We start from the raw sequence: 13608 nt of genomic DNA on the forward strand, positions 1-13608 counted from the left end.
ATAGATAGGATCGTCAAGCCGAATTGCCAGTGAGGCGCACCGCATGCTGATCGAAAGCGGCTTCGTGATGCGCGCCTGCGAAAATGCCATCATAGGTGCCAACAGCAAAGCCATGCGCGGCATCGGCGATGCCGGCGGCGTTTTCGAGCTTTCCGGTCGAGACCAGCCGGCCGGTCGCCTCCTCCAGCGTCACCACCAGCCCCCTGGGCGAGGTCAGCCCGATCAGCCCGTCGCGGGGGTTGGCGGCGATCGCGCCGACATAATTGCCGAGCCCGATCATGACATCCTCCGGCAGCGGCGTGAAGGACAGGGCTTCGCCGGGCGCGATATGGCCGACCAGCGGCGGCGTCTCGTTGCGCGGCCCCTCGAACTGGCAGGCAAACCAGATGCGGCCTTCTTCCCCCAGCGCCAGATGCCGGGTCGAAAGCTGGCTGAGGGCTGCGGGGAGCGCGTGCTTTTCCACCAGCGCGCCGCTTGCCGCATCGATCAGCGCCAGCGACGGCTCCATGTGATCGAGGTTGAGCTTGGTGCGGCCGAAATCGGGATGGGTTTCGATCCCGCCATTGGCGGCGATCAGATATCGTCCATCCGGCGTCATGGAGAGATCATGCGGGCCGATGCCATAGGTCGGGTATTCGCCAATCCGGATGTAGCTCTGCCGGGCATCATAAATGCCGATCATGCCGCGTCGGTTTTCGAAATCGTTCTCGCTGGCATAGAGAAACCGGCCGTCCGGCGAAAACGCGCCGTGGCCGTAGAAGTGCCGGTCGGGGATGGCGTTGATGATCGTCTCGCCGCCCGATGGCGACAACACCAGAATGAAGGTGCCGGGCCTGCGGGCAAAGGCCGCCACCGCGCCCGTGGCCGGCGAAACGGTGAGGCCGTGGATGCGGTCCGGCAGCGCGATCTCGGATATGAACGCGCCATCCTCGCCCATCAGCGCCAGCGCGAACCGGCCGTCCGGCGTCCTGATGCCAGTGGCGTAAACCGCATCGGCGCGGTCGAGCGCGAAGGCGGCGGGGGCGGAAAGCGCGGCCAGGAACAAGCTGCCCGCGGCCTTCACGAAACTGCGGCGGTCGATCAGGGCCGAACGGGCGGGCATGTCAGTCTCCGTCGGAGAAGGAGAAACCGGCGCCGAGACCGATCGCCCCGCCGTAATTGTCGTTCAGCCGCAGGATCACATCCTTGAGGTTCAGGATGATGTAATCGAGCTTGGCGCGCTGTTCCGGGTCGTTGAGGACAACCTCGATATCAGGGTTCATGCTTTCCACCACGCCATCAAGCGAGGAAAACAGGAAGTTGATCGAGGACACGATCGAGCGGACGTCTTCGTCCAGCAGGTTCGCCATGCCGGCATCGTTCATCAGCGCCTGCAGCGCGTCGAGATTGGCAAGCACCGAGGGCCATGTGTTCTCGGAGCGCCAGTAGATCGCGCGGGTGGCGAAATTCGGCCCGTCCTCGCCGCGGTAGAAATATTCGATGCGCTGGTCTCGCACCGTTTCCGCGCCGTGGACCAGAATGCCGAGCAGCGCCGTCAGCGCCTCGTCATCGGTGCGAAACAGCGGATTGTCCGGTCCGGGATGCTTCCAGGCATCGGCGACGCCATCCTCGGCCTCCCAGGCGGCCGTCAGTTCACCGGCGACGCGATCCATGTTCGTCGCGATCGCCTCGCCATAGCGGCAACGGTAAGTATCGGGGGCCTCGAACATGGTTTCGTATTGCGTGCCGAACAGCACGAATTCCAGCGCGAGCAGGCCCTGCATCGCCACGCTCTTCTGCGGCAGATAGTCGGGATCGAGCGCGGTTTCATCCTCTTCGATGATTGCCGCCTGTACCTGTTTCAGGCCGATGCTCTTGCGGTCCGGATAATAGAGAATCCGCTCGAAACGGTGATCCTCCAGCACCGGTCCGGTGCGGACGATCTCGATTGCGGACCATGCCGCGACCGTTTCGTCAAAGGCCGCCGTTGCGGCCTGATAGCTGGTCTCGTCCGGCGCTGCGCAAAAGGCCTCGACGGCTTCCGACAATGTCCCGGTGGCGGTTGCGAAATTCTGGTAGCCGGGGCGGATGAAGCCATCCACCGCCTTTTCCAGCACGCCGGACACGGCGTCCCGGTTCATGGCGGCGGCGCTGCCGGCTGAAAGAATGACAAGCGTTGCGGCGATAAACTGTTTCACAGCGACTCCAGGAATTTGATCAGCGCGTCGCGATCCTCTTTCGCGGCATTGGCGAAATTGTCGCGCGCGCTCTGCGCTTCACCGCCGTGCCACAGGATCGCCTCGGTGCGGTTGCGGGCGCGACCGTCATGCAGGAAGAAGGAGTGGTCGTTGACCGTCTCGGTAAGCCCCGTGCCCCAGAGCGGGGCGGTGCGCCATTCGCGGCCGTTCGCCATCGCCACCTGCTGGCCGTCGGCCAGGCCCTCGCCCATATCGTGCAGCAGGAAATCGGAATAGGGCCAGATCAGCTGAAAGCGGTGCGCCGGATTTTCCGCGTTGCGGCTGGTGACGAATTTGGGATTGTGGCAGGCGGTGCAGCCGGCCTCGTAGAACACCTGCTTGCCGCGCAGAACTTCAGGATCGTCGAAATCGCGGCGCGCGGGAACGGCGAGGTTTTCGGCATAGAAGGTGATCAGTTCCATCACCGGATCGGGCGCTTCGGTATCGCCGAGCCGCGGCTGAACGCCGGTGGGCATGGCAAGGCATGCGGCTTCCGCCTCGGAACAATCACCGTAGGGGTTCGGCGCATCCGGTGAGGAAACGCCGATATCGCCGCTCATCGCGCCGACGGACTGATCGTGGATCGTCGCGTTCTGCGCCTTCCAGCCGAAACGGCCAAGCTTGACCTCGCCGGTCACGGTATCGCTGACGATATTGGGGCGGCCCGAAACCCCGTCGCCATCAGCATCATCGGGATCGGCAAGGTCGAGAATGTCGGCGGGCTCGATCGCCTGCACCAGACCGAGACCGATCATCGGGTTGGCAATGCGCGGCGAGAGCGTGGTGTCTTCGCCCAGCGGCCCATAGGCGAGGTCCGCCACGCCATAGGTCGGATGGCGGAGCGACACCACCGTGCCATCGCCGAGCGTAACCTCTTCCTCCCGGTAATCGATCGTCATCCGCCCTTCGGCGGAAAGGCCGGGCACGGCGAAATCCTGAAGCTGCCCGCCATAGACTTCATCGGGAAAATTGACGGTCTCGTAATTGTCGATGCGCGCCTGCTCTTCCGGCGTGCGGGCGGGCCGCGCCAGGCGCAGGAACATCGAGGTCGCGTCGCTGTCGCCTTCCGGCGGATGGCCGCGGCCATCCTTCAGGTGACAGCTCTGGCAGGAGCGGGCGTTGAACAGCGGCCCGAGCCCGTCGGACGCCTGGGTCGAGGATGGCGACGACACCCAGAACTTGCGAAACAGCGCATTGCCGAGCTTGAAGGTTTCTTCCTCGGCGAAGGTGATGTTGGCGGAAGAGTGCGAGAAACTGTCGCGGTTGACGCTCGCCGTGCTGGTGGCGGCGCCGCCCTGCATAATCTCAAAGGCTTCCGGCTTTGAAAAGTCGTCTGTCGGCTGCGTGACCTTCTCGACCCGGGCCTTGTCCTTTGCGTCAAGATCGGCGCGTTCGGCGGGCGGGGTCCAGTCGGCGGCGAAGGTCGTCGTAAAACACAAAGAAGCGGCCAGAGCCGCTGTCGTCATTGCAGGAATATGCCGTTTCATCATGCCATCACGGTCGTTCCGGCCGTCCTTTATGTATTGCGAGGCGGACATTTTCGCCGTCTTCTAACCGAAGCTCTCGCTTAATGCACCTGTCTCGCCTTTTCTCTCGGCGTCATCCTCGGGCTTCACCCGAGGATCCAAGCACCCATCCGCGCGACTGGCGCGAACGGAAATTCGTGTGGCGTCCCTATTCTGCGACCCGAAACGCTGCTCGCGTCCGACGTGGTTAGATCCTCGGGTCAAGCCCGAGGATGACGCAGCATGGGTCGCGGGCGCGGCGGCTACCGCCAAGCGGTATGGCTGCCACGCCCCAACGATCGCTCCTACTGGAACACCGCTTCCGGCGCGTCAAGGCTGTCGGAGCCTTCCAGTTCGATCTGGCCAAGATCGAGCGCGGCAATCGCGCGTTCGATGGACGGCGTCTGGTCGATCAGGCCGTCGATGGCGGCCTGAACCACGGCATTGCCCTCGTCATTGCCTTCGCCGATCATCTGGTCATAGGCCTCGACGGTTTCAGCGCGGGTGGCCATCGCCTCCATCGCGGCGACGGTCGCAAGCAGCTTCGCCGTCAGTTCCTCGTCCAGCGCCGGGTCCTTGGCGGCCACCAGGTCGGAAACCGAAGCGCCGGTCATTTCCGTGCCGTCGACGCGGGTGTAATCGCCGGTATAGGCCTGCAGGATGCCGATCGCGTCGTTCAGGTGCGAGGCATGAGTGTTGTCGGAGAAGCAATCATGCTCTTCCTCCGGATCATGCAGCAGCAGGCCGAGCTTCATACGCTCGCCGGCAAGCTCGCCATAGGAAAGCGAGCCCATGCCCGTCAGGATCGCGGCAATGCCGGTGGTCGGGTCTTCGGTGACATAGGCATAGGCCTCGCCGCCCTGTTCCCAGGCCGCGACAATGTCTTCAAGGTCGGAAATCAGCAGCTCGGAGGCTGCCGTGAGATAGGCCGCGCGGCGGTCGCAATTGCCATTGGTGCAATCACCGCCGGAAAGGTAATCGGTGTAGGAGCGATCGCCCGCGCCGGCATCCGTGCCGTTCAGGTCCTGGCCCCAAAGCAGGAATTCGATGGCGTGATAGCCGGTGGCGACATTGGCCTCGATCTCGCCGGCTTCATGCAGCGTGTTGGCGAGCAGATCGGGCGTGATCTCGGTGGCGTCGACCGTCTCGCCGTTGATCTTGATCTCGGGATTGGCGATGACATTGGCGGTGTAGAGCGAGTTCTCGTCGCTTTCCATGCCGTAGGAGGCGTCGACATAGTCGATCAGGCCTTCGTCCAGCGGCCATGCATTGACCTTGCCTTCCCAGTCATCAACGGTCGGGTTGCCGAAACGATAGACTTCAGTGAGCTGGTAGGGAATGCGGGCTGCGATCCAGGCTTCCTTGGCGGCGTTCTGGGTCTCTTCGCTCGGGTTTTCGACAAAGGCCTGAATGGCCTCGTCCAGCGCCTTCGCCGTGGTCAGCGAATCCTGATATTTCGCAAGCGCGACATCGGCATAGTGCTTGACCACGGCCTCGGGGGTAACGTCATCGGCAAAAGCCGGGGCTGCGAGCATGGTCGAGGCGGCAAAGCCCGCCAGAAGGGCGCGCGTTCGGATCGTGTGCATCATGGGGTCCCTCTCCTTCAATGACACTGTTAGTGCTGCCTACATGAAGGAAAAAGAAACTTGTGTCAAATAATCCAGTTATGGAAAATCGCGCGTCGCCCGTGCGCTGTACGCTGGCTTGCGCATCGTCAATTCTCGAGCCGTTCAGCCCTGTTTGCGCAGCACCGCGCAAAAGAAACCGTCGGTCTCGGTTGCCGCCGGCGTCAACGTCGCGAACCGTCCCTCGGTGAAATGCGGTTGCTTTGGCGATGCCGGGAAGCGCGCTTGCCAGAGCGTCGCGATATCGAGGGCTTCGAAGTCGGAGCGCCCTTCGAGGAAGGCCGCGATCCGGGCCTGGTTTTCGGCCGGAAGCAGCGAGCAGGTGACATAGATCAGCAACCCGCCGGGCTTGACGAAACGGCATGCCGTGGCCAGCACCTCGTCCTGCTGGGCCATGCGCTCCTCGAGGTTCTTTTCCGAAAGCCGCCACTTGATATCGGGCCGGCGCCGCCATGTGCCGGTGCCCGTGCAGGGCGCGTCGATCAGCACGCGATCGAAGGTCAGCCCCTCCAGCGCGGCGGCATCATCATGGACCTGCACATTGCGGGTGCCGGCGCGGCGCAGGCGCTCGATGATCGGCGCGAGCCGCGTGCGATCGGCGTCATAGGCGTGCACCTGGCCGGCATTGTCCATGTCGGCTGCAAGCGCCAGCGTCTTGCCGCCGCCGCCGGCGCAATAATCCAGCACCTGCTGTCCGGCATGGGCGTCGACCAGCCGCGCCACGATCTGCGACCCCTCGTCCTGCACCTCGAACCAGCCCTTCTGGAAGGCGAGCTCGGCGGTGACATTGGGCAGCCGGTCGCCGCCGCTGCCGGGCGGAATGCGCAAACCGCAGGGCGCGATCGCAGTCAGGTCCGCCCCCGCCCGCGAAAGCGCCTTCTTCACCTTCTCGCGCTCGGCCTTCAGCGTGTTGACGCGCAGATCGAGCGAGGGGCGGCGGTTCAGCGCCTCGGCCTCGGCCAGCCAGTCATCGCCGAAATTTTCCTTGAAGGCCGGGAGTATCCATTCCGGCAGGTCGGCGCGGACATGGTCCGGGGCATCCGCAAGGTTGCGGCTGACGAAAGCGGCGAGCGCGCGCTCGGAAAGAGGTTCGGGCGCGAACTTGTCACCATCGAGCTTTTCGGCGAGGCTTTCCGGGGTAAAACCCCATTGGCGGAACAGCACCGCATGGGCGAGCGCCGCAGGGCTGTCATCATCCATCAGAAAGGCGTGCGACAGCTTCATCCGAAGCGCATCATAAACGATATTGCCGATCGCCGCCCGGTCGCCGGAGCCGGCGAACCGATGCGCCGTGCCCCAATCCTTCAGCGCGTTCGCGATGGGACGCTTGCGCTCCTCCACCTCGGAAAGAACCTCGATCGCGCCCTGAAGACGTCCGCCAATGCGCATCATTGATACTCCGGAGTTGTTGGGACGCTATGCGGCGCGTTCCTACGCTCAGCCGCGCTTTGCCGCAGCGCTGATGGAATGCTTTGCCCCTCCCCGCCCTCGGCGTCATCCTCGGGCTTGACCCGAGGATCCAACCCCGCAAGCCACGCCGGCAGCGCGGGTTTGTTCGAACTCGGCCGCGCAATATGGCGGGGAGCCCGGCACGCCGCTCGCAGTGAGAGGTGATTGGATCCTCGGGTCAAGCCCGAGGATGACGCCTCGTAGGAAGGAGAGGCTGAAGAAACCCCGCCAGACTGAGATTGGAAGGGGCTATGCGGATAGCGGGAAGCCGTCGGTATCCCGCGATTGACACCAGACAAACCCATCAAAACACCGCCACAGACGCCACCACGGCCAGATACACCAGCACCGCCGCGATCAGCCACAGCGCCACGCGGCCGGAGCGGGTGTGGCGGGCCTCGGCGCGGCCGATGGCTTCGGAGGTGCGTTCGTCGAAGCGCAGGCCGTTCTCGCTCATGGCGATGACTTCGTTGTGGAACTTCTCGGTCTTGTCGGCGATCTCCGGGATCGCCTCGGCGATCTTCAGCACCGCCTGCATGCCCTCGCGCATATCGGTCAGCACCCGGCGGGGGCCGAGATTGTGCTCGATCCATTTCGACACGACCGGCTCGGACGCCTTCCACATGTTGAAATGCGGATCGAGCATGCGCGACACGCCCTCGACCACGACCATGGTCTTCTGCAAATTGATGAGCTGCGTCTGCGTGGTCATGTCGAAGATTTCGGTGATCTCGAACAGCAGCGTCAAGAGCTTTCCCATCGAGATCGTCTCGGCCGACTGGCCGTGGATCGGCTCGCCGATGGCGCGGATCGCCTGGGCGAACGAGGCCTTGTTGTGGTGCGCGGGCACATAGCCGGCCTCGAAATGGGCTTCGGCCACGCGCATATAGTCGCGGGTGATGAAGCCGTAGAGGATTTCGGCGAGCACCCGCCGTTCCTTCTTACCAAGCCTTCCGACAATGCCCATGTCGACGGCGACGATCATGCCGTCCTTGTCGACGAACAGATTGCCGGGATGCATATCGGCATGGAAGAAGCCATCCCTGAGGGTATGGCGCAGGAAGGACTGGATCAGCGTCACCGCCAGCTTTTCCAGGTCATGGCCCGCCGCCTTCAACCCCTCAACATCCGACATCTTGACGCCGTCGATCCATTCCATGGTGACGACATCGCGGCCGGTGCGCTCCCAGTCGACGGCGGGCAGGCGGAAGCCCTCGTCATGAGCGGTATTTTCCGTCATCTCCGAGATCGCGGCTGCTTCCAGTCGCAGATCCATCTCGATCTTGGTGGTCTGTTCCAGCGTGCGGGTGACGTCCACGGGCCTGAGCCGCCGGCTGGAGCGGATGAAACGCTCCTGCATGCGCGCGACCAGATACATCGCGCCGAGATCCTCGTTGAACCGGTGGCGGATGCCGGGGCGGATCACCTTGACGGCGACCTTTTTCTCGCCCTCGGGCGTCGCGACCGTCGCCGGATGCACCTGCGCGATCGAGGCGGCGGCAATCGGATCGCCGAATTCGGTAAAGAGTTCGTCGACGGAACGGCCGAGCGAGCCGCGAATGGTCGCCTTCGACGCCTCGACCGGGAAGAACGGCATCCGGTCCTGCAGCTGCGCCAGATCCTCGGCAAAGCCCGCGCCGACGACATCCGGCCGGGTCGCCAGGAACTGGCCCATCTTCACATAGGAGGGACCGAGCCGCGAGATCGCCTTGCCGAGCCTGTCGGAGCGCGCTTGTCTGCGCGCGCCGGGCCGGGCGAAGGGCACCAGCATGGCCTTCACCAGCCGGGCATAGGGCGGCAGGCCTTCCGAAGGCAGCGCGTTAATCACGCCTTCGCGGGCCAGCACCCAGCCGACGCCGAGAAGGTTGAAGTAGGATCGAAGCGCGCCCATGATGAATGCCTAAAGTTTCCAGCCGGAATGAAGGGCAGCAATACCGCCGGAATAATTGGTGAACTTGACGCGTGAGAAACCGGCGCGCTCGATCATCTTTGCAAAATCCTTCTGGTTCGGGAATTTGCGGATCGATTCGACCAGATAGCGGTAGGGCTCGCCATCGCCGGCGATCGCCTTGCCGACGCGCGGAATGGCGTGGAACGACCAGAGATCATAGACCTTGTCGAGGATCGGCGCCTCGACCTCGGAAAATTCCAGCACCAGCAGCCGGCCGCCGCGTTTCAGCACCCGGTAGGCCTCCGAAAGCGCCTTGTCGATATGCGGCACGTTGCGAATGCCGAAGGCGATCGTGTAGGCGTCGAAGCTCTTGTCCTCAAACGGCAGGTCCTCGGCATTGGCCTCGACGAAAGTGAGGTTTTCGGCAATGCCCTTCTTTTGCGCCCGCTCCTCGCCGACCGCCAGCATGGAGCCGTTGATATCGAGCACGGTGGCGCGCGCCAGCCCCTTCGAGGCATCGACGATGCGGAAGGCGATGTCGCCCGTGCCGCCGGCGACGTCGAGCACGTGATAGTCGGGATCGGCGGGCGGGTTCAGCGCGCCGACCATGCCGGCCTTCCAGGCCCGGTGCAGACCCGCCGACATCACGTCGTTCATGATGTCGTAGCGCTTGGCGACCTTGTGGAAGACATCGTTGACCAGAGGCTGCTTGTCGCCATCGGCGACATTCTTGAAGCCGAAAGAGGTTTCCATGCCGCCATTGGCAGTGGTCCGGCTGTCCGTCATTTTACGCACCTCACGCTTGAAAATCTTCCGTCTGCCCGTTTCGGCTTTGTCAGCACGCGCTGAATCGCTATATCGGGCCCAATATTGGCTCTGCTGCAGCGATAAACAACAGACACCGTTGCGGCTATAAACCGAAACCCGCAAAAGCGAAACGCCAAAGGCTTAAAAACATCATGCCGGAACTGCCGGAAGTCGAAACCGTGCGCCGCGGGCTGGCACCCGCCATGGAAGGCCGCATCATCGAGAAGCTGGAACTGCGCCGCGCCGATCTCCGCTTCCCGTTCCCGCCGGATTTCGCCGAAGCCGTGAGGGGCAGACGCATTGTCGCACTCGGGCGGCGGGCGAAATACCTGCTGATCGACCTTGATGACGGCATGACCATCGTCGCCCATCTCGGCATGTCCGGTTCCTACCGCGTGGAGGAGGAAAGCGCAGTCGAAACGCCCGGCGACTTTCACCTGCCCCGCAACGCCGCCGCCATCCACGACCATGTCGTCTTTCATCTGAGCGACGGCCGGGCCCGCGTGATCTATAACGACCCGCGTCGCTTCGGCTTCATGAAGCTCGTTCCGCGCGCAGGGCTTGAGGCGGATGCAAGCTTCAAGGGCCTCGGCCCGGAGCCGACCGGCAACAGCCTCGACGCCGATTACCTGGCGACCCGCTTTGCCGGCAAGAGCCAGAGCCTGAAGGCCGCCCTGCTCGACCAGCGCAACATCGCCGGCCTCGGCAATATCTATGTCTGCGAGGCGCTGTGGAGAACGCGGCTTTCGCCGTTCCGCGCCGCCGGCCACTTGGTCACCCCGGCGGGCAGACCGCGCGACGGGCTGAAACGGCTCGTTCCGGCAATCCGCGACGTGATCGCGGAAGCGATCGAGGCCGGCGGCTCCACGCTTCGGGACCATCGCAAGACCGACGGCACGCTCGGCTATTTTCAGCATTCCTTCTCCGTTTATGATCGCACCGGCACGCCCTGCCGGCACGAAGATTGCGACGGCACCATCGCCCGCGCCGTCCAGACCGGCCGCTCCACCTTCTATTGCCCGGCCTGCCAGAAGGGTTAGCCGTCCCGCCTACTTCAGGAAATTGCTTCTGAGCAGGGACACCACTTCCTTCATCCGGCCGTCGAACACCGCCTTGACGCCGAACATTGCGGTGGAGGCAACCTGGGAGACCTCAACCTTGGGCGGCATGACCAGTTCCATGCGGTTGACCTTGACGTCGAGCAGCGCCGGGCCGGGGGCGGCAAGCCAGGCGTCCATCGCCGATCCGAGCTGCTCCGCATTGTCCGCGCGGAAGCCCGCAATGCCGCAGGCCTCGGCAACCTTTGAGAAATCCGGGTTTTCCAGCGTGGTGAAATGGTCGACAAGGCCCTCGACCCGCTGCTCCATCTCGACAAAGCCGAGCGAGGAATTGTTGAACACCAGGAGTTTTATCGGCACGTCTTCCTGAACCAGCGTCAGGAGATCGCCCATCAGCATCGACAATCCGCCATCGCCGCACATGGCAATCACCTGCCGGTCGGGATAGGCGAGCTTGGCGCCGATCGCCTGCGGCATCGCGCTGGCCATCGTGCCGTGCAGCAGGCTGTTGAGAAACCGGCGGCTGCCATTGGCCTTCAGATGCCGCAGCATCCACACCATCGGCGTACCCACATCGGAGATGAAGATCGCATCGCCGGCGGCCTTGGCATCCAGAAGATTGGCAACAAACTGCGGATGGATCAGGCTCGGGTCTGGCTCGTCGCCCGCCTCATCATAGTCGCCGAGATCCTCCTGCCATTCCTTGAGGTGTCGGTTGAGATGCTTCTCGTCGGATTTTTCCTCCACCTTGGGCAACAGCGCCTCCAGCGTCGTGCGGGCATCGCCGACGAGGCCGAGATGGATCGGCGCGCGCCGGCCAAGATGCGTGGGATCGATATCGATCTGCACGATCTTCCGGTCGGGATAGAACTGGGTATAGGCAAAGTCGCAGCCGACCGAGATCACCAGATCGGCCTTTTCAAGCGCGTTCAACCCGGCGCGGTTGCCGAGAATGCCGTTGACGCCGACATTGAAGGGGTTGCCCGGCTCCAGCCATTCCTTGGCGCGGGTGGTGTGGACCATCGGCGCCTTGACCTTGCGGCAGAGCGCCACCACCGCCTCGCGGGCATCGCGCGCGCCGATGCCGGCATAGATCGTCACCCGTTTCGCCTGATCGACCAGTTCGGCAAGCTCTGCCAGTTCCTCATCATTCGGGCGCGCCATGGGCCGGGGCCGGTGCACCCGCCAGTCAGCCGCATCGTCATCGCTTTCCTGAAACATGTCGCCGCTGACGATCACCACAGCGACGCCGCCCTTGGTGAGCGCCGCCTGCGCCGCCATCGCGACGATCCGCCGCGCCTGGGCGGGATGCGAAATATGCTCACAGAACACCGAATGCTGCTCGTAGATCTTCTTCTGATCGACGTCCTGCGGGAAATCGAAGCCCTTTTGCGGGCGATCGACCTCCGAGGCGATCAGCACCAGCGGCGCGCCGTTGCGATGGCTTTCATAGATACCGTTGACGAAATGCAGCGAGCCGGGGCCGCAAGTGCCGGCGCAGACCGCGAGTTCGCCCGTCATATAAGCCTCGCCGCCGGCGGCAAAGGCGCCCGCCTCCTCATGCCGGACGTGGACCCATCGAAGATCGGAACGGGCGACGGCGTCCGTGAAATGGTTGATGGTATCGCCGGGTATGCCGTAAATGCGCTTCGCGCCCGCCTTCTTCAGCGTGTCGACGACGATCTCTGCAACGGTTTTGGACATGTGAGCGCTCCTTTCGCGGTTTTCTCCCGATTTTCTGCGCAAACGCCGTCAGTCGGCGTTAATGGGTAAACGCGCCGCCGGCGAAAATGAGCCCGGAAAAAGCCGCAGGCGCGTGTTTTATCGCCCCCTTACCGTTTGCCGATCGGGTGGAGCGCCGCGCCACTCTCCTCGAAGGCGGTGATATTGCCGATCGTGGTGTGGGCGATGTTGAAAAGCGCCTCCTGGGTGAAGAAGCCCTGATGGCCGGTGATCAGCACGTTGGGAAAGGTCAGAAGGCGGGCAAAGATATCGTCGCGGATGACCGTGGAGGACAGGTCGCGGAAGAACAGGTCGTCTTCCTCTTCATAGACATCGAGGGCGAGCGCGCCGATCCGCCCCGATTTCAGTCCCTCGATGACGGCAAGCGTATCCACCACCCCGCCGCGGCTGGTGTTGACCAGCATGCGGCAGCGCTTCATCGCCGCGATCGCATCCTCATCGATGAAATGGCGGGTTTCCGGCGTCAGCGGGCAATGCAGCGTCAGGATTTCGGACTTTTCGAGAAGCTCGTCCTTGCCGACATAGCGCGCGCCGAGCGCCACCGCCTCGTCATTGGGAAACGGATCGAAGGCCAGGATTTCGCAGCCGAAGCCTGAAAAGGCGCGGATGACATTGCGGCCGATGCCGCCCGTGCCGACCACGCCGATCGTCTTGCCGTGAAGGTCGAAGCCGAGCAGGCCGTTGAGCGCGAAATTGCCCTCGCGCACCCGGTTATAGGCGCGGTGGATCTTGCGGTTCAGCGTCAGCACCAGCGCCAGCGTGTGTTCGGCGATCGCGTAGGGCGAATAGGACGGCACCCGGGCGGCGGCGATGCCGAGCCGGTCGGCCGCGGCGAGATCGAGCCGGTTGAAGCCGGCGCACCGGAGCGCCACCAGCTCAACGCCCACATCCTTCAGGACCGAAAGCGCCGATGCGCCGAGATCGTCGTTGACGAAGGCGCAGATCGCCTTCGAGCCGGCGGCAAGCTTAGCGGTCGGGGCGTGAAGCCCGGCCTCGGTGAAGATCAGCTCGTGCCGGCCCTCATTGGCCGCTTTCAGAAATTCCTCGTCATAGGGTTTGGCAGAAAAGACGGTGACGCGCATTGGCGGCTCCTATGGCTTGCTCCCGGCCTCAACAAGTGTAAGGGCCTTTGCGGCAATGGCAATGGCCGGCGGCGCGCGTGAATCAACCCGTTGGCCGGCTTTCGCCCCGATTTTGCGGGATTTAAGCATTGACGGGCAGCCGGATTGGCTTTATATGCCCGCCCACAGTATTTGAAAGCTCAATGAGCTTCATCAATTGCTCCCGTCACAAAAGCGCTTCCAGCCGGACACG

The 13608-nt window shown here is 63.6% G+C and carries 10 protein-coding genes; 1 reads left to right on the top strand and 9 read right to left on the bottom strand.

What is annotated here, in order from left to right; genetic code table 11:
• Positions 1-13: 13 nt before the first annotated feature.
• From V6767_RS09825 to ubiE, 7 genes are all read right to left on the bottom strand, one after another.
• On the bottom strand, positions 14-1102 hold the full coding sequence (locus V6767_RS09825; RefSeq protein WP_448473315.1) for a DUF1513 domain-containing protein: 1089 nt from the start codon (positions 1100-1102) through the stop codon (positions 14-16).
• A 1-nt stretch (position 1103) separates the two neighbouring features.
• Positions 1104-2120: an imelysin family protein gene (locus V6767_RS09830; RefSeq protein ID WP_448473425.1), complete on the bottom strand. Its 1017-nt coding sequence runs from the start codon at positions 2118-2120 to the stop codon at positions 1104-1106.
• 53 nt (positions 2121-2173) lie between these two features.
• Positions 2174-3682, bottom strand: a complete 1509-nt coding sequence (locus tag V6767_RS09835; protein ID WP_448473316.1) for a di-heme oxidoreductase family protein — start codon at positions 3680-3682, stop codon at positions 2174-2176.
• Positions 3683-4026: 344 nt separating this feature from the next.
• Positions 4027-5310, bottom strand: coding sequence for an imelysin family protein (locus V6767_RS09840; RefSeq protein WP_448473317.1), 1284 nt, complete (start codon positions 5308-5310; stop codon positions 4027-4029).
• 141 nt (positions 5311-5451) lie between these two features.
• Positions 5452-6735 carry an RsmB/NOP family class I SAM-dependent RNA methyltransferase gene (locus tag V6767_RS09845; protein WP_448473426.1) on the bottom strand — a complete coding sequence of 428 codons (1284 nt, stop codon included), beginning with the start codon at positions 6733-6735 and terminating at the stop codon, positions 5452-5454.
• 364 nt (positions 6736-7099) lie between these two features.
• Positions 7100-8686, bottom strand: a complete 1587-nt coding sequence (gene ubiB / locus V6767_RS09850) for a 2-polyprenylphenol 6-hydroxylase (protein WP_448473318.1) — start codon at positions 8684-8686, stop codon at positions 7100-7102.
• 9 nt (positions 8687-8695) lie between these two features.
• Positions 8696-9472 (bottom strand): bifunctional demethylmenaquinone methyltransferase/2-methoxy-6-polyprenyl-1,4-benzoquinol methylase UbiE, encoded by a 777-nt coding sequence (ubiE, locus tag V6767_RS09855; RefSeq protein ID WP_448473319.1) that lies wholly within the window; start codon positions 9470-9472, stop codon positions 8696-8698.
• A gap of 173 nt (positions 9473-9645) precedes the next feature.
• On the opposite strand from ubiE, the gene mutM reads away from it, so the two are divergent.
• A complete protein-coding gene (mutM, locus tag V6767_RS09860; RefSeq protein ID WP_448473320.1) occupies positions 9646-10533 on the top strand; it encodes a bifunctional DNA-formamidopyrimidine glycosylase/DNA-(apurinic or apyrimidinic site) lyase in 888 nt (295 codons plus the stop codon).
• A 9-nt stretch (positions 10534-10542) separates the two neighbouring features.
• Here the strand turns inward: mutM and V6767_RS09865 are convergent, their stop codons facing one another.
• Both V6767_RS09865 and V6767_RS09870 read right to left on the bottom strand, forming a co-directional pair.
• The gene (locus tag V6767_RS09865; protein WP_448473321.1) at positions 10543-12255 is read right to left on the bottom strand and encodes a thiamine pyrophosphate-dependent enzyme; all 1713 of its coding nucleotides are present in this window, start codon (positions 12253-12255) and stop codon (positions 10543-10545) included.
• A 128-nt stretch (positions 12256-12383) separates the two neighbouring features.
• Positions 12384-13376, bottom strand: coding sequence for a 2-hydroxyacid dehydrogenase (locus V6767_RS09870; RefSeq protein WP_448473322.1), 993 nt, complete (start codon positions 13374-13376; stop codon positions 12384-12386).
• Positions 13377-13608: the final 232 nt, after the last annotated feature.

Source organism: Martelella sp. FLE1502 (genome assembly GCF_053484255.1).